A 22,661-nucleotide genomic window follows, 5' to 3' on the forward strand; every position below is an offset into this window, starting at 1 on the left:
GGGGGGGGCGGGGCCGGCCCCGCCCCCCGCGCCCACGCCCGGTTGCGCGCTTTGTTGGCGGCCGAAAACACGCCGGTACGGCCCCCCCCCCAAAACGGGCCGGTTCCGCTCGGCTGAGCGGAACGGCCCTTTTCAGTTCGGCGTGGTTACTGCTCGGCGCCAGCCTGCTGCTCGGCGAGCTGCTTGCGCACCTCGTCCATGTCCAGCTCCTTCACCTGGGTGACCAGGTCTTCCAGCGCGGCGGGCGGCAGGGCGCCGGGCTGCGCGAACACCAGCACGCCCTCGCGGAAGGCCATGATGGTCGGGATGGAGCGGATGTTGGCGGCGGCCGCGAGCCCCTGCTCGGACTCGGTGTCGACCTTGCCGTGCACGACATCGGCGTGCTTCTCCGAAGAGGCCTCGAAGGTCGGCGCGAAGCTCTTGCACGGGCCGCACCACTCCGCCCAGAAATCGACGAGTACCACGTCGTTTCCGGTGACTACCTCATCGAAATTCTGCTGGGTCAGCGTCTGGGTGGCCATGACGTCCTCTCGTATACGGTGTGCCAGCTACAACGCCGACAGTTGCCTATATCTTCCACGGTCGATGGCGCGCGGACATTACTCACCCGCGATCGCCGACCGTCCCTACTACGGTTCTTCCCCGGCGAGCGCCGCCTGACACCCCGTGATCCGATCTCCAGGACATAGCGGTCCGCGCGCACGGTGGGTCGGTTCGCCGGCACTCCGGGCGCGGCGCGAAGATGAGGCGGTGAACGAGTGTGGCGTGCGACCCATGACGACAGGTCCGAAGTCGTGACCGAAACCGCATTGCGGCTGGGCCTCATCGACGGCGACGGCATCGGACCCGAGGTCGTCCGCGCCGCGCGACAGGTCGTCGACGAGGCGATAGCGGCGGCCGGCGCCGCGCCGATCGACTGGGTGCCGCTGCTCATGGGGCACCGGGCCATCGCCGAACACGGCGACCCGCTGCCGGAACCGACCCTGACCGCGCTCGACGGCCTGGATGCCTGGATCCTCGGCCCGCACGACAACGCCTCCTACCCGGCCGAACACCGCACCGCGGTGGCGCCGGGCGGCGCCATCCGCAAGCGGTTCGGGCTCTACGCCAACATCCGCCCGGCCCGCGCGTTCGCCGGGATCCGGGCCATCGCGCCGAAGATCGACCTGGTGATCGTCCGGGAGAACAGCGAAGGCTTCTATGCCGATCGCAACATGTTCGCCGGGTCGGGGGAGTTCCGCCCGACCGAGGACGTCGCCATGATGGTCGGCGTCGTGACCAGGCAGGCCTGTGCGCGGATCGCCCACGAGGCGTTTCGGCTCGCTTCGGCCCGGCGCAAACGGCTGACCATCGTGCACAAGGCCAATGTGCTGCCGATGACCATGGGCCTGTTCCGCGACGTCTGCTATGAAATTGCCCACGCCTACCCCGGCGTCGAAGTCACCGACGAACACGTCGACGCGACGGCCGCCCATCTGGTCCGCGCCGCCGCCGACTACGACGTCCTGGTGACCGAGAACCTCTTCGGCGACATCCTCTCCGACCTCGCCGGCGAGCTGAGCGGCTCGCTCGGCCTGGCCGCTTCGCTCAACTGCTCGGCCACCCACGCCATGGCCCAGGCCGTGCACGGCGCGGCGCCCACGATCGCCGGACACAATCGCGCGAACCCCGCCGCGCTGCAACTGTCCTCGGCAATGCTGTTGCGGTGGTTGGGGACTCGCGATAGCAAAAGCGCACTGCTGCACGCCGCCGAGCGGGTCGAACGAGCCGTCGCGGCCACGTTCGAAGCGGGCATCGCCACCGCGGACCTGGGCGGACTGGCGTCGACCAGCGAGTTCACCGAACAAGTTTGTGCTAGGGTCCACCGCCGGTAGTCAGAGTGTGCTAGCCCGGAGTGTTCAGCAAGGAACGGATGAAAGTTCCGTTACTGTCCAGCACGAAGCGTCTCGGTCGCTTAGATTGCCAACGGGTGGTGACACCCGGGTTTCTTGAATCCGAAATGTGGAGGGCTGCTGTGTCTGTTCGATCGGTTCTTGGCAGGCGCGCCCTGCAGGCGGTGTGCGTACTCGCCGTAGGCGCACTCGCCCTGACGGGCTGTAGTAATTCCGAAGACTCCGGACCAGCGGTCGAGAAGGTGAAGGTCGACAAGGTCGACTCCATCGCGGCGCAGCTCCCCGACAAGATCAAGCAGTCCGGCAAGCTCGTCGTCGGCGTCAACGTGCCCTACCAGCCCAACGAGTACAAGGACCCGAGCGGCAAGATCGTCGGCTACGACGTCGACCTGATGGATGCCGTCGCCGCCACCCTCGGCGTGAAGGCCGAGTACCTCGAGTCCGCCTTCGAGAAGATCATCCCGACGATCCAGGCGGGCACCTACGACGTGGGCATGTCCTCCATCACCGATACCAAGGAGCGCGAGGAGCAGGTCGATTTCGCGACCTACTTCAACGTGCGCACCCAGTGGGCGCAGCAAAAGGGCAAGCCGATCGACCCGGACAACGCCTGCGGTAAGCGGGTGGCGGTGCAGGCCACCACCATTCAGGACACCGACGAACTTCCGGACAGGAGCAAGAAGTGCGTCGCCGAGGGTAAGCCCGCCATCGACATCAAGTCGTTCGAGGAGCAGAGCGCCGCGACCAACGCGCTGGTGCTCGGCCAGGTCGACGGCATGGCCGCCGATCTGCCGGTGACCGTGTACGCGATCCAGAAGAGCGACGGCAAGATCGAGAAGGCCGGCGCCGCGTACGGTGCCGCGCTCTACGGCTGGGCCACGCCGAAGGGTTCGCCGCTGGCCGGTGTGTTGCAGAAGGCCGTGCAGAGCCTGATCGACAACGGCAAGTACCTGGAGATCGCCAAGAACTGGGGCGTCGAGGAAGGCGCACTCACCAAGTCGGTCGTCAACGGCGCAACGAGCTGATCGATGACGTCGAACGAAACCATGCCGGCGCCCGGTGACCCCGGGCCCGGCGCGGCGGACCCATCCCAGGAGCCGGAACCGATCAAAGCGGTTCCGCTGCGCAGGCCCGGCCGGTGGATCGCCGCCGCGGTCATCCTGGTGCTCGTCGGACTCTTCCTCTACGGCGCCGCGACCAACGACGCCTACCAGTGGTCGACCTACCGGAAGTACCTGTTCGACAGCAGGATCGTCAACGGCGCGGTGGTCACCCTCGAGCTGACCGTGCTCGCCATGGCGATCGCCGTGTCGCTGGGTACCTTGCTCGCGGTCATGCGCTTGTCACCGAACCCGGTGCTGCGCGCCGCGGCCTGGGTGTATCTCTGGATCTTCCGTGGCACACCGGTTTTCGTGCAGTTGGTGTTCTGGGGCCTGTTCCCCTCGCTGTACAAGCACATCGTGCTCGGCATCCCCTGGGGGCCGCACCTGATCGACCTGGACGTGCAGAGCATGCAGGCGGCGTTCGCCTTCGCGGTGATCGGCCTCGGCCTCAACGAGGCCGCCTACATGGCCGAAATCGTCCGTGCCGGAATCAATTCCGTCGGTGAGGGGCAGCGCGAGGCGTCGACCGCGCTGGGCATGTCCTGGAGCCTGACCATGCGCAGGACGGTGCTGCCCCAGGCCATGCGGGTGATCATCCCGCCGACCGGCAACGAGCTCATCGGCATGCTGAAGACCACCTCGCTGGTCACCGCGCTTCCGCTGAGCACCGACCTCTACGGCCGCGCCCGCGAGATCTACGGGGTGAACTTCCAGCCGATCCCGCTGCTGCTGGTCACCGCGACCTGGTACCTCGCGATCACCAGCGTGCTGATGGTGGGGCAGTACTACCTGGAGCGCTACTACTCGCGCGGCCTGTCCCGGCAGCTGACCGGCAAGCAGTTGCAGGACCTTGCCGATGCCCAGACGATTGTGAAGGCGAAATGAGCACGGACAGCGTCAAAGACGCTCAACCCATGATCCTCGCCGACCGGGTGTGCAAGAACTTCGGCGCGTTGCAGGTGCTCAAGGGCGTCTCGCTGGAGATCGGCCGCGGCGAGGTGCTGTGCGTGATCGGGCCTTCCGGTTCGGGCAAGTCGACCTTCCTGCGCTGCATCAACCACCTCGAAGAGGTCAACGCCGGCCGGCTCTACGTGGACGGCGAGCTCGTCGGCTACCAGGAGAAGAACGGCAAGCTCTACGAGCTGCACCCGCGCGAGGCCGCCCGGCAGCGCCGCGAAATCGGCATGGTGTTCCAGCATTTCAATCTGTTCCCGCATCGCACGGTGCTGGAGAACGTGATCGAGGCGCCGATCCAGGTCAAGAAGGTGCCCAAGGCCGAAGCCGTGGCGAAGGCGCAGGAGCTGCTCGACCGAGTCGGCTTGGCGGAGAAGGCGAATGCCTATCCGGCGCAGCTGTCCGGCGGGCAGCAGCAGCGGGTGGCCATCGCCCGCGCGCTGGCCATGGATCCCAAGCTGATGCTGTTCGACGAGCCCACCTCGGCGCTCGATCCGGAACTCGTCGGCGAGGTGCTCCAGGTCATGCGCGAGCTGGCCCAGTCCGGCATGACCATGGTCGTGGTGACGCACGAAATGGGTTTCGCCCGTGAGGTGGCCGACAAGCTGGTCTTCATGGACGGCGGCGTGATCGTGGAGGCGGGGGTGCCGCGCGACCTGCTGGCCAACCCGAAACACGAACGAACCCAAGCGTTCCTGTCCCGGCTGCTCTGAGGCGGCCGTTCCGGGGGCCTGTGCGCCTCACTGAGCGTCCATGCGGTCCGCGGGGTCGGAGAATCCCGCGCTGACCGCATGGGCGCTCTGTGCGTCGCACTGGGTGTTGCGAGACAGGCAGGCGCTGTTCGGGATCCAGCGTCTTCTTCCGGCTTCGCACGTCGTTCCGGTGCGGCCGCAAATGGGGCCGATCCCCAGATGCGTGGAACCCGGGAATCGACCGCACGGTGGAGCTGCGTAACCGTTCAGGGTGTGGGTTGCGCAGCGGTTCGCTGTGTCTTCGCTTTGCCGCCCAAGGCGATACGTAGTTGGCCCAGTAGCACTTTGGCGGCGGGGCCGGCCGGGCGGTCGGTACGCCAGACGAGGGCGAGTCGCCCGCGCAGCTCCGGTTGGACGATCCGGATCGTGCGGACGCCGAAAGCCCGTGCCTCGTCCGGCGTCAGCCCGGGCACCACGGCGGTGCCGAGTCCGCGGGACGCGAGCTGGAGCAGCAGCGGGGGAGCGGCGGCCTCGAAGGCGATGTTCGGGACGAATCCCACCGCCGCGCAAGAGCGTTCGAAGACGCCGCGGAGCCCGGTGCCGGGCGGCAGGCAGATCAGCGAGTGGTCGCGGAGCTCGATCAACGGGATGTCGTCGCCGTGCGTCCGATCGTCGGCGGCGACCGCGGCCACCACGGCGGTTTCCAGCACCACGTCTACTCCGATACCGGAATCCATTGGCGCACCCGTCATTCCGATCAAGGCGACGTCCAGATCGCCCCGGCTCAGTGCGGCGAGCATCTGTTCCGAGGTGTCCTCGGTCAGGCTGATGCCGACCTCCGGATGGTCGTCGTGGAAGTCGGCGAGGACGGACGCGACATCGAGTTCCTCGGTGGCGGCCCCGGAGATCAACCCGACCCGCACATGCCCGCGCAGCAGCCCGGCGAACTCGTCCACCGTCTCGGTGATGCGCTCGGTCGCGTCGAGCGCGGCCCGCGCGTGCTTCAACACCGCCGCCCCGATCTCGGTCGGCGTGACCGTGCGCCCGCCCCGGTCGAGCAGCTGCTGCCCGAGCTCGCGTTCCAGCTGACGGATCTGCGCGCTCAATCCGGGCTGCGCCAGGTGCAGGCGGGCGGCGGCGCGGGTGAAGTTGGCTTCCTCCACCACGGTGACGAAATAGCGGAGCTGACGCAGTTCCATAACTGATGATTCTAGTTGCCAGAAGAACTATCTGTTGTACTTCTAGATCAACGCGGAGCATCGTCGAGGCATGGCAACCAACGCAGAAAACCTCACCGACACCTTCACCGGCCCGGTCTTCCGTCCGGGCGACCCCGGATACGACGAGGAGGTCGCCGGCTTTCAGACCGCCGATACGCACCGGCCCGCGCTGGTCGTCGGCGCGGTGCACGCCGAGGACGTCCGCGCCGCGGTGGAATACGCTGCGCGCCAGGGTCTTCCCGTCGCGGTGCAGGCGACCGGGCACGGCCTGTCGGTCGCGGCCGACGGTGGCGTGCTGATCAGCACCCGCCGCATGACCACCCTCGACATCGACCCCGAGGCCCGCACCGCCCGCGTCGGTGCCGGTGTTCGCGCCGGCGCCCTGGTCGAGGCGGCCGCGGTGCACGGACTCGCGCCGTTGAACGGTTCCTCGCCGTCGGTCGGCGTGATCGGCTATCTCCTGGGCGGCGGAACCGGCCTGCTGGCACGGGAATTCGGCTACGCCGCCGAGCACGTCCGAGCCATCGAACTGGTCACCGCGGACGGCCGGGTGCGCAGGCTGGTCCCCGGCGACGAACTGTTCGGCGCGGTCCTGGGCAGCGGCGGCAACTTCGGCGTGGTCACCGCGCTCGAGCTGGGCCTGCTGCCGGTCACCGAGGTGTACGGCGGCCAGCTCATGTTCGACACCCCGCTGGTCGAGCAGGCGCTGGAGGTCTGGCGGCAGTGGACCACCACGGTTCCCGACGAACTGACCTCCACCGTCGCCATGCTGGCCTTCCCCGACATCCCGCAGGTTCCGGCCCCGCTGCGCGGCCGCTACGTCGCGTCGTTCCGCATAGCGTTCAACGGTTCCGCCGAGGAAGGCGAGCGCCTGGTCGCTCCGCTGCGCGCGGTGGGCGATCGCCTGAAGGACGACCTGCGGACGATGTCCTACACCGCATCGCACACCATCCACAGCGACCCCGACCACCCGCACGCCTACGCCGCCACCAACGCGCTGCTCCGCGAGCTGAACGGAGAAACGTTGTCCGCCTTGCTGTCCGCCGCGGGTCCGGAGTCCGGCGCCGGCGCGGTCGTGGACATCCGTCATCTCGGCGGCGCGCTGAGCGCCCCGAGCCGGACCGGCACCGTCGTCGACCATCGTGACGCCGCCTACATCGTCCGCGTCATCACCGACCCCGACGACGACACCGCGGCCAAGGACAAGGTCCGCACCGCGCTCGCCCCGTGGACCATCGGCCACAGCCTCAACTTCCTCTACGGCGCGGGCGCCGAGGCCGACGAGGCCCAGACCCGGGCCGGTTATGCCGCCGACACCTACCCGCGCCTGGCGGAACTGAAGGCAAAGTACGACCCGCACAACATGTTCCGCTTCAACCGCAACATCCGCCCCGCGGCCCGGTGATCCGCCGTGCCCCGGACGCCTCGCCGCCGGCGAGGCGCCCGGGGCTTTTCGGTGGTGCCGTCGCCGCCGATCCTCTGCTATCTTCGTGATATCACTTTGATACTTGGAGGATGTCATGAAGCTTCGGCCCGCATTCCACGTCAACGGCTTCTCGGTGCTGGTGGCCTGGCTGGTGCTCACCCTCGTCTTCGGTGGCGCGGCCGCGCTCGGCTACGTCGCGATGGCGCAGAATCACAACGTGCCCGCGCTGGTCGGCGCGATCGTGGCCAGCTTCGTGGTGCTCGTGCTGCTGCTCGCGGCGACCGGGCTGGTCGTGGTGAACCCGAACGAGGCGCAGGTCGTCCAGTTCTTCGGCCGCTACGTCGGTTCGGTCAGCGAACCGGGCTTCTTCTCCGTGCTGCCGCTGACCGATCGCAAGCGAATCTCGTTGCGCGTGCGTAACTTCGAGACGCAGAAGCTGAAGGTCAACGACGCCGACGGCAACCCGGTCGAGATCGCCGCCGTCGTGGTCTACCGCGTGGTCGACAGTTTCAAGGCCGCGTTCGCCGTCGACGACTACGAGGAGTACGTGCAGACCCAGTCCGAGGCCGCGGTCCGCCACCTCGCCACCTCGCACCCCTACGACTCGCACGACAACACCCGCACCAGCCTGCGCGACGGCGCCGAGGTGGCCGAGGAACTCACCGTCGAACTGCGCGAGCGCACGCTGCTGGCCGGCATCGAGGTGCTCGAGGCCCGCATCACCCACCTCGCCTACGCACCGGAAATCGCCCAGGCCATGCTGGTCCGGCAGCAGGCCGCCCAGGTGGTCGCCGCCCGCACCCAGATCGTCGAGGGCGCGGTCGGCATGGTCGGTCTCGCGCTGGACCGGCTCACCGAGCAGGGGGTGGTGGAACTGGACGAGGAGCGCCGCGCCACCATGGTGTCGAACCTGCTGGTCGTCCTCTGCGGTGATCGAGCCATCCAGCCCGTCGTGAACACCGGCTCCCTCTACAACTGAGCGGCGGCGCCATGGCTGAGCGCAAGAAGCTCCTGCTACGGCTCGACCCGGCGATCCACGAGGCCATCGCCAAGTGGGCGGCCGACGACCTGCGCAGCATCAACGCCCAGATCGAATACGCCCTGCGGCTGGCGCTCGAGCAGGCGGGCCGCAAACCGAAGTAGCCGAAATGCGCACCCGCGAGGGTGCGCATTTCGCTGAACGCGAGGGTGGTTACGGTGAGGTGTGCCGATCTCGTTCGATACCAACGGACTACAGCCGGTCGATGGCAACTCGTGGCGCGATCCGAGTACCGGGGACATGGTGACGACGAACTATTTCGACCTGACTCCGGACCTGCCCGCCCCGCTGGACGACGTGGATGTGTTGCGGCGGGGGCTGGCCGAGCGGTCCGCCGAATCCGGTTGCCTGATCGAGGCTTTCGTCATCTGGGTGGACCGAGAGCCCGCATTGCTGCGGATGGAGAAGTTTCCGCTGCCGAATCAGCAGCACGGCCTGGCGTTCGTCGCGTCGATCATCGTGCCGAAGGATCGGTGCAGCGCGGTCTTCCAGATCCTCTGCTCGGAGACCGGCACCACCGGCGTCCGCGAGGCCGTGCTGATGACCCGGATCGGCTACGAGCACATGTTCCCGCCGCACCCGTACGCGCCCGGCCTCAGCGGTCGCCTGCCCTATAACGCCGCCGACGAAATCCGCTGGGACGACCAATTCCCCGACCACCCGCTCACCCGAGCCCGCCGCTGGGTCGCCCGCACCGTCCCCACCGCTCGCCTGGCGCCCGCCTTCGCCGCGCTGCCCCCATTCACCGGCCCGCGCACCTGATCCGCGGCGGCTCGGCTATGCGGGCTTCTCGGTGACGAAGATGGCGGTGCCGGGGAAGATCTCGCCGCGTAGCGGGCTCCACTGGCCCCATTCGCGGTCGAGCCATTCCGGCCAGTCCGGTTCCACGATGTCGATCACCAGCAGTCCGGCTCCGACGATCTCGCGAACCCGATCGCCGACGGTGCGGTGGTGTTCGACGTAGGTCGGCTCGCCTTCGGCGTCGACCTCTACATAAGGCGTGCGATCGAAGTAGGGGATCGCGGCGGTCAACCCGGCCGGACCGGGATCGTCGGGGAAGATCCAGCGCATCGGATGATTCACCGAGAACACCCAGCGCCCGCCGGGCCGCAGCACCCGGGCCACCTCGCGCATCACCTGCGCCGAATCCGCGACGAACGGGATCGCGCCGAACGCCGAGCAGGCGAGGTCGAAGGACGCGTCGGCGAACGGCAGCGTCTCCGCGCCGGCCTGGATCAGCGGCACCTGCGGTCCGCCGCGTGCCATCGCGGCGCGGCCCCGCTCCAGCATTCCCATCGAGAGATCGAGCCCGACCGGATGCGCCCCCTGCCCGGCCAGCCAGCGCGCGCACGGCGCCGAGCCGCAGCCTATTTCCAGGATCCGCTTGCCCGCGAGCTCGCCGAGGAATCGCATATCGCCCTCGTGCAGTCCCTCCGGGCACCAGACGAATTCGCCGTCTGGGGAATCGACACCGAGGAAATCGGCGTGCGTCTCGTGGTACTGGCCGGCGTCGGCGTCCCACCAGCGGCGACTGGCCCGCTGACTAGCGGCGGAGCCGATTCGGGCGCGTGCGGTCCCCGCGGTTCCGAGCAGTGTGTTTGCATATGCATGGCGATCCTCCGACACGCCGTCAGCGTATCCCGGTGTGGCGACCGGACCGGTTTGCCCGGCCGGACCAAGGTCGCGTACGCTGAACGCGCGAGTGCCTTAGGTACAGCCGTACCGGAGTCAATCACCCGCTGAGTTTCATGTGCGTCACGTGCGGTACGTTCCTAGTGTCCGTCTTCACACCAGCGCGGTGAATTCGCCAGCGTACCGAAAGTTCCAATGTCCGCAACCGACCACAATCCGTCCGGAGCAAACCGACATATGCCCACCACCGTCACCTCGCCGCAGGTAGCCGTCAATGACATCGGCTCCGCCGAGGATTTCCTCGCCGCCATCGACGCCACGATCAAGTACTTCAATGACGGCGACATCGTCGAAGGAACCATCGTCAAGGTCGACCGCGACGAGGTCCTGCTCGACATCGGTTACAAGACCGAAGGCGTCATCCCTTCCCGCGAACTCTCCATCAAGCACGATGTCGACCCGAACGAGGTCGTTTCCGTGGGCGATGAGGTCGAGGCTCTTGTTCTCACCAAGGAGGACAAGGAAGGCCGCCTGATCCTGTCGAAGAAGCGGGCTCAGTACGAGCGCGCGTGGGGCACGATCGAGGAGCTCAAGGAGAAGGACGAGGCCGTCAAGGGCACCGTCATCGAGGTCGTCAAGGGCGGCCTGATCCTCGACATCGGTCTCCGCGGCTTCCTGCCTGCCTCGCTCGTCGAGATGCGCCGGGTCCGCGACCTCCAGCCGTACGTCGGCAAGGAGATCGAGGCCAAGATCATCGAGCTGGACAAGAACCGCAACAACGTGGTCCTTTCCCGCCGCGCGTGGCTCGAGCAGACCCAGTCCGAGGTCCGCAGCGAGTTCCTGCACCAGCTGCAGAAGGGCCAGGTCCGCAAGGGTGTGGTCTCCTCGATCGTCAACTTCGGTGCCTTCGTGGACCTGGGCGGCGTCGACGGTCTGGTGCACGTCTCCGAGCTGTCCTGGAAGCACATCGACCACCCGTCCGAGGTTGTCGAGGTCGGCACCGAGGTCACCGTCGAGGTGCTCGACGTCGATCTGGATCGCGAGCGGGTTTCGCTGTCGCTCAAGGCGACTCAGGAAGACCCGTGGCGTCAGTTCGCCCGGACCCACGCGATCGGCCAGATCGTGCCCGGCAAGGTCACCAAGCTGGTTCCGTTCGGTGCGTTCGTGCGCGTCGAAGAGGGCATCGAGGGCCTCGTCCACATCTCCGAGCTGGCCGAGCGCCACGTGGAGGTCCCGGACCAGGTTGTCGCCGTCGGCGACGACGCGATGGTCAAGGTCATCGACATCGACCTGGAGCGTCGCCGGATCTCGCTGTCGCTGAAGCAGGCGAACGAGGACTACCACGCCGAGTTCGACCCGTCGAAGTACGGCATGGCCGACAGCTACGACGACCAGGGGAACTACATCTTCCCCGAGGGCTTCGATCCCGACACCAACGAGTGGCTCGAAGGCTTCGACAAGCAGCGTGAAGAGTGGGAAGGCCGGTACGCCGAGGCCGAGCGTCGCCACAAGATGCACACCGCTCAGATGGAGAAGATGGCGGCCGACGCCGCGGCCGAGGCCGCGAACGGCGGCGGCTCCTCGAACTACTCCTCCGAGAGCGGTTCGCAGGCTTCGTCTTCCTCCTCCTCCAGCTCGTCCGAGTCGGCCGGCGGTTCGCTGGCCAGCGACGCGCAGCTGGCGGCTCTGCGGGAGAAGCTCTCCGGCAACGCCTGATAGGCACTGTGCCGAAGGCCCCGGTCCACTGGACCGGGGCCTTCGCCCGTTCCGGGGCCGAGTTGGCGTTTCCCGGAGTGGGCTCCCGGTATTCTGAACGATGATGTCCGATGCCGCTGTTGAGCTTCCGTCCACGTCCTGGGAGCGCAGGAAGATCGAGGCGATGAGCCGGATCCAGCGGGTCGCGCTGGATCTGTTCGACGCGCACGGGTACCGGAACGTGACGATCGAGCGGGTGGCGGCCGCGGCCGAGGTGTCGCCGAGCTCGGTCTACCGCTACTTCGGCACCAAGGAAATGCTCGTCCTCTACGACGAGGCGGACCCGAAGATCCTGGACGCGGTCCGCACCGCGGGCGGAAACACCGCCGTCGAACCCGCGGACCTGATCGCGGTCGCGCGCATGCTGCTGCCGCTGTTGACCGAATCGCTGCTGACCGAGGAGGCGGAGCGGCGGATCCGGCAGCGGCTGCAATACACCGCGGCGATCCCGGAGATCAAGGTCGGCCAGACCAAGCAGATGCGCGAACTCGAGGATCAGTTCCGGACGCTGTTCGCCGAACGAACCGGCTTCGACCCCAACGAGTTACGCGTGCGGATGGCCGCGGCCACCGCCGTCTGGGGTTGTGTGGCGGCGCTGGATCATTGGGCCGGAAAGGGTTTCGCCGGACGGCTGAAGGACGTCTACACCGAGGCGATCGGATCGATCATCGATCAGATCGAGACGATGTTCCGGTAGGTGTCCGGAGCCTGGGTAGCCACCAGTTCCAGCGGCCGAACAGCCGCATGAACGCGGGCACCAGCACCAGGCGCACCAGGACCGCGTCGATCGCGATGGCGACGGCCAACGCGAAGCCGATCTGCTTCAGCTCCAGCACATTCGCGGTGACGAAGCTGGCGAAGACCGCGACCATGATCGCGGCCGCCGCGGTGATCGGCCGGGCCGTGCGTTGCAGACCGTCGGCGACCGCCGCCGCGTTGTCGTGGTGCACATCCCAGTGCTCCTTCATCCGGCGGATGAGGAACACCTCGTAGTCCATGGACAGGCCGAACAGCACCGCGAAAACCAGCATGGGCAGGTAGATCTGGAGAAACCCGCTGCTGTGGAAACCGAGCGCGGACTCGCCGATGCCGTGCTGGAAGACCGCGACGGTAATGCCGAGGGCCGCACCGGTGGCCAGCAGGTTCAGCAGAATTGCCTTGAGCGCCAGCACGATACTGCGAAACGCGACGACCAGGAAGGCGAGCGAGACCGCGAGCACGAGGGCGATCACCCAGGGGAATCGGCCGGTAATCCGTTGGGACACATCGACGAACAGTGCGGTCGTGCCGCCGACCTTGACCTCGGCGTCACCGAGAGATGCTGCGCGGGAACGGAGATCGGTGACCAGATCGGTGGCGGCCGTCGAGCCGAACGCCGCGCGGGGGACGACCGCGGCGAACATCCGGCCGTCCGCGTACTGCGGGAGCACCGTGGCGATCCGGTCGTCGCGGGAGAGTTCGCCGATGAACCGATCGGCCTCGGCGCGGGCGTCGCTGGTCAACGGGGACGCGTCGGTGCCGGTCGCGACCACTTCGATCGGTGCGAGCAGGCCAGGGATGAAGTTCTGTTCGACCAGGGCGATCGCCTGCCCCGAGGGGCGATCGGCGAGCGCGTCGGTCCCGACGTCGACGCCGTAGCGAAGGCCGGTGAGCGGGGACGCCGCGGCGAGCAGGAGCGCGACGCCGACCGCGCCGAACAGCACGGGCCGCGCCATCACCAGGTGCGCCCATCGCGCCCAGGCGCTGGACGCCGTTGTCGACCGCACCTCCGCCGGCCGCAGCCGTTCGGGCAGCGCACCCCGATTCACCGCCGGGCCGAGCGTCGCGAGCAGCGCGGGCAGCAGGGTGAACGCGCCGGTCATGGTCGCGATCACCGCGGTGACCACGCCGACGGCGATGCCGTTCAACATCGGCAGGCCGACCACGGCCAGCGAGCACAGCGAGATCATCACGATCAGCCCCGACGCGAGCACCGTCCGTCCGGTGGTGTCCATCGCGGCGCCGACGGCCGCCTCGATCGCGGTGCGATCCCGGCGGTTTCGCACGCCGCGCCGAGTCAGTTCCTCGTTGAACCGGCTGACGATGAACATCGCGTAGTCGATCGCGGTGCCGGTGGCGATCATCGTCGCCACCGAAAGCACCAGCGAGTCGAAGGCGAGGAAGGTGGTCAGACCGAACAGCACGCCGACCGCGATCGCGATCCCCGCCGCGGTCACCGTGATCGGCAGCAGCGCGGCGGTCAGCGCGCCGAGCGCCAGCACCAGCAGCACCGTCGCCACCGGAATGCCGAGGGTTTCGGCGCGCTGCAGATCGCTCGTCTCGATCTGCATCAGCTCGTCCTGAATCGGCGCGTACCCGGTGAGCATGACCTGGACCTCGGCCCCCGGCCCGGTCTCCACCGCGGACCGCAACCCCTGCACGATCCGCACCCGCTCGGCGATGTCTCCGTCGACGCCGACAATGCCGAAAGCCGTTCGCCGATCGGCGGATATCTGCGCGGCGTTCCCATCGAACGGCCCGACCGCCCCCGCGATCCCCGACGTCTGCCTGGCGATACCGACAACCCGATCGATCGCCGCCCGGACGGACGGCTCATCGACGGTACCCGCATCCGAATGAAAAACGATCAGATCCTGTTCGATCCCGAACCGCGAAAAGTGCTCCGCGACAAGCTGATCCACCGCCACCGAAGCAGACCCAGGCACCGAGTAATCGGGCGTCCCGAGCCGCGAGTGCAACGCCGGATAAGCCGCCCCGCACACCACGACAAGCAGCAGCCAAACCCCGAGCACCACCCTCCGGTGCCTGGCCATCGCGACACCCCACCGCCCGGCCGCCCCCAGCCGCCGCGTCGGATGTTCCGGCCGTTCGAGGATGGTCGCCATCGCCCCTCCAGGGTTCGCTACCTGATAGTCACTATCAGGTTCCGTGGGCAAGCATACGAAAGCGAGAGGAAAATTAGCAAGGGACTGTCACTTGCCTCAGCCTGCCGAGCAGACCAACCCGACGTCAACGCACACCGTCACACCGCCGCAGATCGGCTGTCGAGTGGCGAAGGTCAAGCCGCACACCTCCTGACTTCACGCGCACGGACTCGCTGTGCTGACACGCGTGCGTGCGTCAGAAGGTACGCGGCTGCCCGAGGATCATCGTCCGCGCTGTGCCCTTCCGCGGTGTGGGCGGTGGATTCCGCCGCGGGACGGCTTGGTGGTGCCGCGCCGCACGACCGGGGTGGTGGCGGGTGGGTCTGCTTGTTCGTTCGGCGCCTTTGTCTGGGCGGTGGTGAGGGCTACGACCTGGATTTGTTCCAGGCGCAGACCCAGGGCGGCTAGGCGGGCGATTACGCCGAGGCGGTGTTCTGGGAGGCCGGGGCGGATCGGGAGGGGGGATCGGCCCGGCCTGCGCAGGACGTAGGTTCGGCGGTCGGGGTCGAATTCGATCGGGGCGCCGTCGCGGACCGCGCGGTAGGCGTCGAGGTCCAGGTCGAGGTGCCGGATCGGGTCGATCAACAGAGCGTCGATCAGCCGTTCGGCATGTGCGAGGCGCATGTCGCGGTCCGGCGGATCCAGGAATTCCACCCGTTCCGCGACCCGTCGCCGATAGTCGTCGGCGGCGGAGCGCAGCAGGTGCCGATGCCGTTCGATTTCAGCCGCCAGCTCGACCAGCCGGTCGACGTCGATGTGCATCGGGTCACGCGGGTCGGGCATCGAAGCTGGAACGTCAGGCATTGCGCCTCCTCGGTCGAGTTGCCAATTACGTTGGGCAACAACTCGATCGACGTCCGACCTGAATCCATTGTGACAGCAGGGTACGACAGGTTTCAGTAGCCGACGGTGAACCGCCGCTGGAGGAACCGCGGCTGCTCGACCTCGTCGAGAAGCGCGACCGCGAGATCTTCGGCGGACAGATCGCCGGCCCCGCCGATGAGCAATTGGTCCCCGCCGACCCGGAAACGACCCGTGCGCTCACCGGGCTCGATCCGCCCCGAGGACGGGCTGACATAGGTCCAATGCCGATTGGACAGCCGATATACGTGCAACGCCGAGCGCAACGCGCGCACCACCTCGACATACTCGGCGGGAACCGCGAGATCCTCGGTGAGAGTGCGGATGAACGCCGCGCCGGTGTCGACCAGTTGCAGTCCGGGGGAGACCTCCAGACTGCCTGCGCCGCCGACGGCGATCACCCGGGTCCGCGGATGTCGCGCGAGCGCGCTGACCATCGCCTCGGCCCCGACGACGAAACGCTGTGCGTTGGTGATGGTGTCGGCGATGCCGTGCCCGGCGTTGACCGCGCTGATCACCATATCGAGACCGCCGATCGCATCCGCGATGCTGTCCGCGTCGAGCCAGTCCGCGACCTGCCACGCCACATTCCCCCGCTCGCCGGGGAACCGCGAGGCGTCCCTGCTGAACGCGGTCACCCGATGTCCGCGCCGCGTCGCCTCCGCGACGGCCCGACCGCCGATGACCCCCGTCGCCCCGAATATCCCGATCTCCACGATCTACTCCCTAAACGTTGTTCATTTACTACACGCCGTTCAGTTACGACACGGGAGATAGTAGCCAAACGCTGTAGAGTGTCAACCGTGGTGGAGGTGCGGAGTCGCAGAGCACGCATGCGCGAGCAGGCGTCCGGCGAGATCAAGGACATTGCGCTGCGGTTGCTGGCCGAGGGCGGCCCGGACGCGATCTCGCTGCGCGCCATCGCCCGCGACATGGGCATGACCGCCGGCGCGATCTATGGCTACTACGCCACCCGCGACGACCTGATCAGCACCCTGATCTCCGACGTCTACACCGCACTGCTCGACCAGGTCGAGGCGGCCCGGGACGCGATCCCCGCGGACGACCCGGCCGGGCGCATCGTCGCCTGGGGCGAGGCCGTGCGGGACTGGGCCATCGCCCATCCGGCCGAGTTCCGGCTCATTTACGGCGATCCCGTCCCGGGCTACCAGGCGCCGCCGGGCGGTCCCGCCGCCGCTGCCGAACTGCGCGCCTGCACCGGCTTGGTCGGCCTGACCGCCGCCGCCTGGCCGCACGCGAAACGGCGCCAAACCCGCGGCGACACAACGTGGTCGGAGTTCGACCCCGGTCTCGTCGAGCACGTCCGCGAAGGCTTCCCGGACCTGCCGCCCGCCGCCCTCGCCCTCGCGCTGCGCATGTGGGGCCGCATGCACGGCCTGATCGCGCTCGAGGTCTACGGCCACCTCGTGCCCCAATCCCGGGAGCCGGCAAAGCTTTTCCACGACGAGATGCTGGACCTCGTCCGCTCGCTCGGGTTGTAGCCGGTGAGCGATCTGGTCGCCACCGCCGGGAAACTGGCGCCGGTGGCGCTGGTATTCGGCGCCGGAGTCGTCTTCGCCCGGCGCAAGATCATCGGCGCGGAGGCGTCGAAGGCGTTCTCCGAGTTCGCCTTTCTGTTCGCGATCCCGTGCTACCTGGTCGGCTCGCTCTATTCGAGCGAGCTGGGCAGGCTGTTCGATCCGCGCGCCATCGCCGCGTATCTCGTCACCGCGCTGCTCGGCATGGTGGCGGTCGGGTTGTGGTCACGGCGGGTGAGCGGGGCCGATGCGCGCGGCGTCGCGTTGCGCATCATGGCGGGTGTACAGGTCAACACGACCTACTTCGCGATTCCGGTGTTCGTGCTGCTGTTCGGCGACGTCGCGCCGATCTTCCCGATCATTCTGCTGCAGGTCTGTGTGCTCACCGTGGTCGTCATCGCGGTGCTGGAATTCGGTGCGGGACAAGCCGATCCGGACCAGCCGGCCGGCGGCGCGGTGCTGCGCGGGGTGCTCTCGGCCCTGGCGACGCCGATCGTGGTGGCCTGCTACCTCGGCATCGGCGCGAACGTCGCGCAGGTGCCGGTGCCGCGCTGGCTGCTGGACGCGTTGTCGTTCGCCGGCCACGCCGCCGCGCCCGTGGCCCTGTTCGCCCTCGGCCTGCACCTCGGCGGAACCGGACTGCGACTGCGCGGCGTCCTGCGCGACGAATACGCGCTGATCGCGTTCAAGTGCCTGGCCTTCCCGCTGCTCGCCCTGCTGATCTGCAAGTACCTGTTCGATATTCAGGGGACCTGGCTGACGTATCTGGTGCTGATCGCCGCGATGCCCGCGCCGCAGAATCTGTTCATCTTCGCCCAGCGCTACGACACCGACGTCGACCTGGCCGCATCGATCGTGGCCAAGACCTCGCTGCTGGCGCTCGTTCTGTTGCCTGTGTGGTTGCTGGTCGCCCGCTAGCCGAGTTCAGAGCCCGAGGTAGCCCACGGTCGCCGCGAACATGATCCCGGTGAACAACGGCCAGAACAGAATCTTCGGCAGCAGATTGTCCCGCCACGCGATCGCCTTACCGAAGGCGCCGTGCAACAGCATCGTCGCGTTGAGCGCGACGAGCAGCGTCATCACATACAGGGTGAAATACCAGTACTCGATGTAGGAGATGCCGGACGCGCCGATCTCCGTGCGGGCCGCGTTGTCGTTGACCGCGACCACGAGCACGGTGGACACGGAGAAGGTGATGATCGCGAACGCGGTGAAGCCCGAGATCGGCCGCCGGTCCGGGTCGGTGGTGATCACGAACAGCGATAGGAACATCAGCACGGCGAGCAAGAGCACCGGCACGATCCGGCCGAGCAGCGGTCCCAGTAGGCCGCGGCTGACGCCGACATTGAAGTACAGCTCGTCGGTATTGGCCAGGCCGGGATGGGCCAGCATGCTGTATTCCTGGCGATTCAGGCTCCACACCGTGTAATCGGGTTCCCAGTCGCCGAACACCAGGCCGGGGTCCAGGCCGTTCAGCGCCCGCGCGTCCCACGGCGGGAACGATTCGAACGACGGCACCAGCTGGACCTGATGAATCATGTCGACCGGGCGCATGCGCAGCCAGATGTCCTGATGATCCAGCGGATAGTCCTCGTAGTTGAACTGCTGGCGGATGATCGTCGAGAACGACCAGACGACCACCCGATTCGCGCCGAGCGGATACTCGAAAACCTTCTTGGGGCAGTGTGGGTCCTCGGCCTCGAGCAGCTGGACGCCGATCTCGATGTTGTCCGGGAAGTTCGGCGGTATGTGCTGCCAGATGTGCCCGGTGGCCTTGACGTTGTGCGCGTTGACGAATTGCAGCGAGCTCAGCAGCACGCCGGTAGACAGCCGGGGGACCGCCGCGTCCTTCGGCAGGTGCGGCGTCACCACCGTTTCCGCCTCGGCATAGCTGGAGATCGTCGTGCCGATCTCCGCGACCGGCGCGTGCCTGCTGCCCGCGTGCGTCCAGGAGTACACGGTGCCGGCCGCGAGCAGCAGGGACAGGGCAATGGCGGTCAGCCACAGCAGCAGCTTCCCTCTCGGCACCACGCGTGAGACCGCATCCCGGATCGGCACAGGCAGGAGATTAGCTCGAGGTTAGCCGTGTGATCGGTATCCGCCCTGCCGATGGGTATGTCGCGCCCGGCTCGGTGCATGTGTCCGATTTCACTGATAATGCTAATGAAAATCATTACCAGTAGTCTACGATGCTGAGCATGGCTTTATTTCGGATCGGGATGTGTGCTGCCGCAACGGCATTCGTAGTCGGACTGACGGCATGTTCGGCGCCGGGGCAGACGTCGGGGGATCCCGAGCAGTTCGTGGTGATCGACACCGAGGAGCTGGGCGACTTCAGTCCGCTGCTGGGGCAGGGGAAAAACGGGGAATCGAAGATCTTCGAGAGCCTGTACCGGATCGAGGAGGGGGTAACCGACCGGATACCGGCGGCCGTGCCGGTGCTGGCGGTGGGCGCGCCGGAGCCGGTGAACGGGGACCTGTCGCGGTGGCGGGTGCATACCCGGACCGGCGTGACCTTTTCCGACGGCAGCACGTTCGGCCCGGAAGACGTTGTGGCGACCTATAACTCGCTGATCGATCCGGCGTTCGCCGCGCCGATCGCCGCGGACTACGACTTCCTGCGCCGCGCCGAGCAGATCGGGCCGGACACCGTCGAATTCCAATTGACCGGCGCGTACGCCGATTTCGATCACCGGCTGTTCCTGGCGATCGCGCCCGCGGAGGCATTTGCGCAGCCGGGGCCCGCCGATCGGGCCGAGCTCAATCGGCATCCGATCGGGACGGGCCCGTACCTGCTCACCGAATCCCGGCCGGACCAGGTGGTACTCGCCGCGCGTGACGACTACTGGGGCGAGCGGGCACGGGTGCGGAAGTTCGTCATTCGGCGCAGTGACGACGACAACGCCCGCGCGAGTCAGTTGCGCGACGGCGCCGACGGCACCGTGCTGCCGCCGGAGTTGGCCGACGCCGCGGCCAAGGACGGCTATCGGGTCGTGCCCGCGGTGGCGAACGACTGGCGCGCAATCACTTTGCCGTCCGGAAACCCGGTGGCCGGCGATCCCGCGGTGCGCAAGGCGCTGAACTTCGCGGTGGACCGGCCGGGGATGGTCGAGCACATCCTCGGCGGTCACGGCGCGGCCATGTCCACCCTGATCAACCGGGTGTACGGCGATATCTACGACCCGGCACAGGATTTCGGCTACGACCGGGCCGAGGCCGAGCGGGTGCTCGACGCGGCGGGCTGGCGGATCGGCCCGGACGGCATCCGGGCGCGCGACGGCCGCCGGGCCAGCTTCGAGATCGCCTACTACCCAACGGAAGTGCTGCGCCGGGACCTGACGATGGCGGTGGTGTCCGATGCGAAGAAGGTGGGCATCGAGATCACCCCGGTCGCGGTGGACAAGCAGCGGATGACCCCGCAGTACCTGGCGCAGACCGCGTTCCTGCTCGGTGGCGGCGGCCAGCCGTACACGGTGGACAGTCAGCTCTACACCAAACTGCACTCCCGCTATGCCGCGCCGGGAGCCGGGTCGAAGTGGGACAACGCTTCCGACTACGTGAACCCGAAGATCGACCAACTGCTGGATGCCGCACGCGGGGAGGCGAATCCGCAGCGGCGAACCGAGCTGTACCGGCACGTGCAGGCCGAGTACCACCGCGACCCGGCGATGCTCGCACTGGTCACCACGAACCACGTCTATGTCATGCGGGACAACGGCTGGCGGGTCACCCCGACCGCGCTCGAACCGCACTCACACGGTGTCGCGTGGGGGCCGTGGTACGGGCTCGCCCGCTGGACCCGGTGATGCGCGGCAGGGCAGGCAGGTTGATCGTTCGCCGGCTCGCCGTGGCGGTCCCGCTGACCGGGCTGGTCTCGCTCGCGGTGTTCGCGCTCGCCGCGGCCAGCCCGTTCGACCCGCTGGACGCATACCTCGGCGCGCACGGCGACGGGTTCACCGAGACGCAGCGGGCGGCGCTGCGGGACCGGCTGGGGTTGCAGCGCAACTGGTTCGACGCGTGGTGGTCGTGGATCGGTGACCTCCTGCGCGGTCAGCTCGGCGAATCACGGTCGTATCGGCAGCCGGTCACGCAGGTACTGGCCGAGCGGCTGCCGTGGAGCCTGCTGCTCGGCGTGCTCGGCGGGGCGGTCGCCCTGGTGCTCGCGGCGATCCTCGGCGCCTGGGCGGGACTGCGGCGCGGCGGGTTCATCGACCGGACGATCAGCGCGGCCGCGGTTGTGCTGCAGGCTGTTCCGCCGTTCGTGCTGGCGCTGGGCGCGGTGCTGCTGTTCGCCTCGACGCTGCGCTGGTTCCCGGCTGCCGGGTTGACCGATCCTGGCGGTGGCGTGACCGCCGGTTCGACGGCCCGGCACCTGGTGCTGCCCGCCGTACTGCTCGGTGTGACGCAACTGCCGTGGCTGGTGCTCGGCCTGCGCGAGACGGTGGCCCGCACGTTGGACAGCGACGCGGTCAAGGGCGCGCGGGCGCGCGGATTGCCCTGGCGGGTCATCGCCCTCCGGCATGTGCTGCCAGTCGCGGTGGTGCCGTTCCTGGCGCTGTGCGGAGCGCGGCTGCCGGAACTCGTGGTCGGCGCCACCGTGGTCGAAACCATCTTCAGCTGGCCGGGATTGGGCTCGGCGACGGTGGCCGCCGCGCGCAGCGTGGACTTTCCGCTGCTGGCCATCCTGACCGTGCTGATCACCGCGCTGGTACTGCTCGGCAACCTGGCCGCCGATGCCGCCGCGGTGCTCATCGACCCGCGGATCGACGCCGATGGGTAGGGCGCGGCCGGTGCTCGTGCTCGCGGTCGGGGTACTGGTGTTCGCGGTGCTGTACGCCACGCTGGTGCCGCTGCTGCGGCCGGTGGACGACGTGCTGGTGGACTTCTCGATCAGCAGGCGCCCGCCGAGCCTGGAATTCCCGTTCGGCACCGATAACGCCGGGCGCGACGTGTTCGTGCGGGTGGCGCAGGGCATGCGGATCTCGCTGCTCATCGCGGCGACCACGGCGCTCTGTTCGGCGATCCTCGGCGTGCTGATCGGGGTGAGCGCCGGGGCGTTCGGCGGCTGGTGGGACCGGATCGCGATGCGGCTGGTGGACGCGGTGAACTCGTTGCCGAGCCTGTTGCTCACCCTGCTGATCGTGGCCATGTATCGGGGATCGGTGCTCGCCATCGTGGTTTCGCTGGTGCTCACGCACTGGACGTCGATCGCCCGGGTGGTGCGCGGCGAGGTGCTCGCGCTGCGGCACGCCGAATTCGTGCAGGCGGCACAGTTGCGCGGCCTGCCGCGGTGGCGGATCGTCCGGCGGCACTTCGTTCCGGTGGCGATGGGGCAGGCGCTGATCGGGGTGGTGTTGCTGATCCCGCACGCCATCTGGCACGAGTCGACGTTGTCCTCCCTCGGGGTCGGGTTGCCGCCGCATCGCGCGTCGCTCGGCACGCTGCTGTCCGACGCGCAGGCCTCGATCCTGCTGGGCGACTGGTGGTTGCTGGTCTTTCCGGCCGGCGTGCTGGTGCTCGTCACCCTCGCGGTGTCACTGCTCGGCAGGCACTGGCAGCAGCGGGTACGCGCACTCCAGGGGGTGGCCGCATGATCCCGGTTGAATGCGTTGTTCAGCAGGAGGT

General features: G+C 68.0%; 22 protein-coding genes. 15 read left to right on the forward strand and 7 right to left on the reverse strand.

Annotated features, from left to right (window positions below):
* Positions 1–146 precede the first annotated feature (146 nt).
* A complete protein-coding gene (gene trxA / locus ACFQ9K_RS31765; RefSeq protein ID WP_378726495.1) occupies positions 147–521 on the reverse strand; it encodes a thioredoxin in 375 nt (124 codons plus the stop codon).
* 273 nt (positions 522–794) lie between these two features.
* Here trxA and ACFQ9K_RS31770 point away from each other — a divergent pair, with 273 nt between their 5' ends.
* From ACFQ9K_RS31770 to ACFQ9K_RS31785, 4 genes are all read left to right on the forward strand, one after another.
* Positions 795–1,874: an isocitrate/isopropylmalate dehydrogenase family protein gene (locus ACFQ9K_RS31770; protein ID WP_378726493.1), complete on the forward strand. Its 1,080-nt coding sequence runs from the start codon at positions 795–797 to the stop codon at positions 1,872–1,874.
* 125 nt (positions 1,875–1,999) lie between these two features.
* A complete protein-coding gene (locus tag ACFQ9K_RS31775; RefSeq protein WP_378726491.1) occupies positions 2,000–2,917 on the forward strand; it encodes an ABC transporter substrate-binding protein in 918 nt (305 codons plus the stop codon).
* Positions 2,918–2,920: 3 nt separating this feature from the next.
* Positions 2,921–3,880, forward strand: a complete 960-nt coding sequence (locus ACFQ9K_RS31780) for an amino acid ABC transporter permease (RefSeq protein ID WP_378726489.1) — start codon at positions 2,921–2,923, stop codon at positions 3,878–3,880.
* A 29-nt stretch (positions 3,881–3,909) separates the two neighbouring features.
* Positions 3,910–4,662, forward strand: a complete 753-nt coding sequence (locus tag ACFQ9K_RS31785) for an amino acid ABC transporter ATP-binding protein (protein WP_378726497.1) — start codon at positions 3,910–3,912, stop codon at positions 4,660–4,662.
* A gap of 245 nt (positions 4,663–4,907) precedes the next feature.
* On the opposite strand, the gene ACFQ9K_RS31790 is transcribed toward ACFQ9K_RS31785, so the two are convergent.
* The gene (locus ACFQ9K_RS31790) at positions 4,908–5,840 is read right to left on the reverse strand and encodes a LysR family transcriptional regulator (protein ID WP_378726487.1); all 933 of its coding nucleotides are present in this window, start codon (positions 5,838–5,840) and stop codon (positions 4,908–4,910) included.
* A gap of 70 nt (positions 5,841–5,910) precedes the next feature.
* Here ACFQ9K_RS31790 and ACFQ9K_RS31795 point away from each other — a divergent pair, with 70 nt between their 5' ends.
* The 4 genes from ACFQ9K_RS31795 (at position 5,911) to ACFQ9K_RS31810 (ending at position 9,088) form a co-directional block, all read left to right on the forward strand.
* Positions 5,911–7,266, forward strand: coding sequence for an FAD-binding oxidoreductase (locus ACFQ9K_RS31795; RefSeq protein ID WP_378726485.1), 1,356 nt, complete (start codon positions 5,911–5,913; stop codon positions 7,264–7,266).
* A 115-nt stretch (positions 7,267–7,381) separates the two neighbouring features.
* A complete protein-coding gene (locus tag ACFQ9K_RS31800; protein ID WP_378727286.1) occupies positions 7,382–8,266 on the forward strand; it encodes an SPFH domain-containing protein in 885 nt (294 codons plus the stop codon).
* 11 nt (positions 8,267–8,277) lie between these two features.
* Positions 8,278–8,430 carry a toxin-antitoxin system HicB family antitoxin gene (locus ACFQ9K_RS31805; RefSeq protein ID WP_150407577.1) on the forward strand — a complete coding sequence of 51 codons (153 nt, stop codon included), beginning with the start codon at positions 8,278–8,280 and terminating at the stop codon, positions 8,428–8,430.
* 61 nt (positions 8,431–8,491) lie between these two features.
* On the forward strand, positions 8,492–9,088 hold the full coding sequence (locus ACFQ9K_RS31810; RefSeq protein ID WP_378727111.1) for a hypothetical protein: 597 nt from the start codon (positions 8,492–8,494) through the stop codon (positions 9,086–9,088).
* 15 nt (positions 9,089–9,103) lie between these two features.
* On the opposite strand, the gene ACFQ9K_RS31815 is transcribed toward ACFQ9K_RS31810, so the two are convergent.
* Positions 9,104–9,952 carry a class I SAM-dependent methyltransferase gene (locus tag ACFQ9K_RS31815; RefSeq protein WP_378727113.1) on the reverse strand — a complete coding sequence of 283 codons (849 nt, stop codon included), beginning with the start codon at positions 9,950–9,952 and terminating at the stop codon, positions 9,104–9,106.
* A gap of 243 nt (positions 9,953–10,195) precedes the next feature.
* On the opposite strand from ACFQ9K_RS31815, the gene rpsA reads away from it, so the two are divergent.
* Positions 10,196–11,674: a 30S ribosomal protein S1 gene (gene rpsA / locus ACFQ9K_RS31820; protein WP_150407580.1), complete on the forward strand. Its 1,479-nt coding sequence runs from the start codon at positions 10,196–10,198 to the stop codon at positions 11,672–11,674.
* 103 nt (positions 11,675–11,777) lie between these two features.
* Positions 11,778–12,410, forward strand: coding sequence for a TetR/AcrR family transcriptional regulator (locus ACFQ9K_RS31825; protein WP_378726751.1), 633 nt, complete (start codon positions 11,778–11,780; stop codon positions 12,408–12,410).
* Here the strand turns inward: ACFQ9K_RS31825 and ACFQ9K_RS31830 are convergent.
* The 3 genes from ACFQ9K_RS31830 to ACFQ9K_RS31840 all read right to left on the reverse strand — a co-directional run bounded on the left by ACFQ9K_RS31830 (position 12,379) and on the right by ACFQ9K_RS31840 (position 16,214).
* A complete protein-coding gene (locus ACFQ9K_RS31830; RefSeq protein WP_378726753.1) occupies positions 12,379–14,598 on the reverse strand; it encodes an MMPL family transporter in 2,220 nt (739 codons plus the stop codon). The genes ACFQ9K_RS31825 and ACFQ9K_RS31830 overlap by 32 nt on opposite strands.
* A 261-nt stretch (positions 14,599–14,859) precedes the next feature.
* Positions 14,860–15,441, reverse strand: coding sequence for a hypothetical protein (locus tag ACFQ9K_RS31835; protein WP_378726755.1), 582 nt, complete (start codon positions 15,439–15,441; stop codon positions 14,860–14,862).
* 92 nt (positions 15,442–15,533) lie between these two features.
* A complete protein-coding gene (locus ACFQ9K_RS31840; protein ID WP_378726757.1) occupies positions 15,534–16,214 on the reverse strand; it encodes an NAD(P)-dependent oxidoreductase in 681 nt (226 codons plus the stop codon).
* 96 nt (positions 16,215–16,310) lie between these two features.
* Between ACFQ9K_RS31840 and ACFQ9K_RS31845 the strand changes: the two genes are divergently transcribed.
* Both ACFQ9K_RS31845 and ACFQ9K_RS31850 read left to right on the forward strand, forming a co-directional pair.
* Entirely contained in the window at positions 16,311–17,000 is a 690-nt protein-coding gene (locus tag ACFQ9K_RS31845; RefSeq protein WP_378983964.1) for a TetR/AcrR family transcriptional regulator, read from the forward strand.
* Positions 17,001–17,003: 3 nt separating this feature from the next.
* Entirely contained in the window at positions 17,004–17,954 is a 951-nt protein-coding gene (locus ACFQ9K_RS31850) for an AEC family transporter (RefSeq protein WP_378983967.1), read from the forward strand.
* A gap of 6 nt (positions 17,955–17,960) precedes the next feature.
* On the opposite strand, the gene ACFQ9K_RS31855 is transcribed toward ACFQ9K_RS31850, so the two are convergent.
* Positions 17,961–19,094: a hypothetical protein gene (locus tag ACFQ9K_RS31855; protein WP_378725040.1), complete on the reverse strand. Its 1,134-nt coding sequence runs from the start codon at positions 19,092–19,094 to the stop codon at positions 17,961–17,963.
* 140 nt (positions 19,095–19,234) lie between these two features.
* On the opposite strand from ACFQ9K_RS31855, the gene ACFQ9K_RS31860 reads away from it, so the two are divergent.
* From ACFQ9K_RS31860 to ACFQ9K_RS31870, 3 genes are read left to right on the forward strand one after another with little or no spacing between them, the layout of a single operon-like run.
* Positions 19,235–20,842 carry an ABC transporter substrate-binding protein gene (locus ACFQ9K_RS31860; RefSeq protein ID WP_378725038.1) on the forward strand — a complete coding sequence of 536 codons (1,608 nt, stop codon included), beginning with the start codon at positions 19,235–19,237 and terminating at the stop codon, positions 20,840–20,842.
* Entirely contained in the window at positions 20,803–21,816 is a 1,014-nt protein-coding gene (locus ACFQ9K_RS31865; protein ID WP_378725036.1) for an ABC transporter permease, read from the forward strand. Before ACFQ9K_RS31860 ends, ACFQ9K_RS31865 begins: the two co-directional genes overlap by 40 nt.
* The gene (locus ACFQ9K_RS31870) at positions 21,809–22,630 is read left to right on the forward strand and encodes an ABC transporter permease (protein ID WP_378725034.1); all 822 of its coding nucleotides are present in this window, start codon (positions 21,809–21,811) and stop codon (positions 22,628–22,630) included. Before ACFQ9K_RS31865 ends, ACFQ9K_RS31870 begins: the two co-directional genes overlap by 8 nt.
* Positions 22,631–22,661: the final 31 nt, after the last annotated feature.

This window comes from Nocardia sp. NPDC056564 (assembly GCF_042793755.1).
Classification (GTDB): domain Bacteria; phylum Actinomycetota; class Actinomycetes; order Mycobacteriales; family Mycobacteriaceae; genus Nocardia.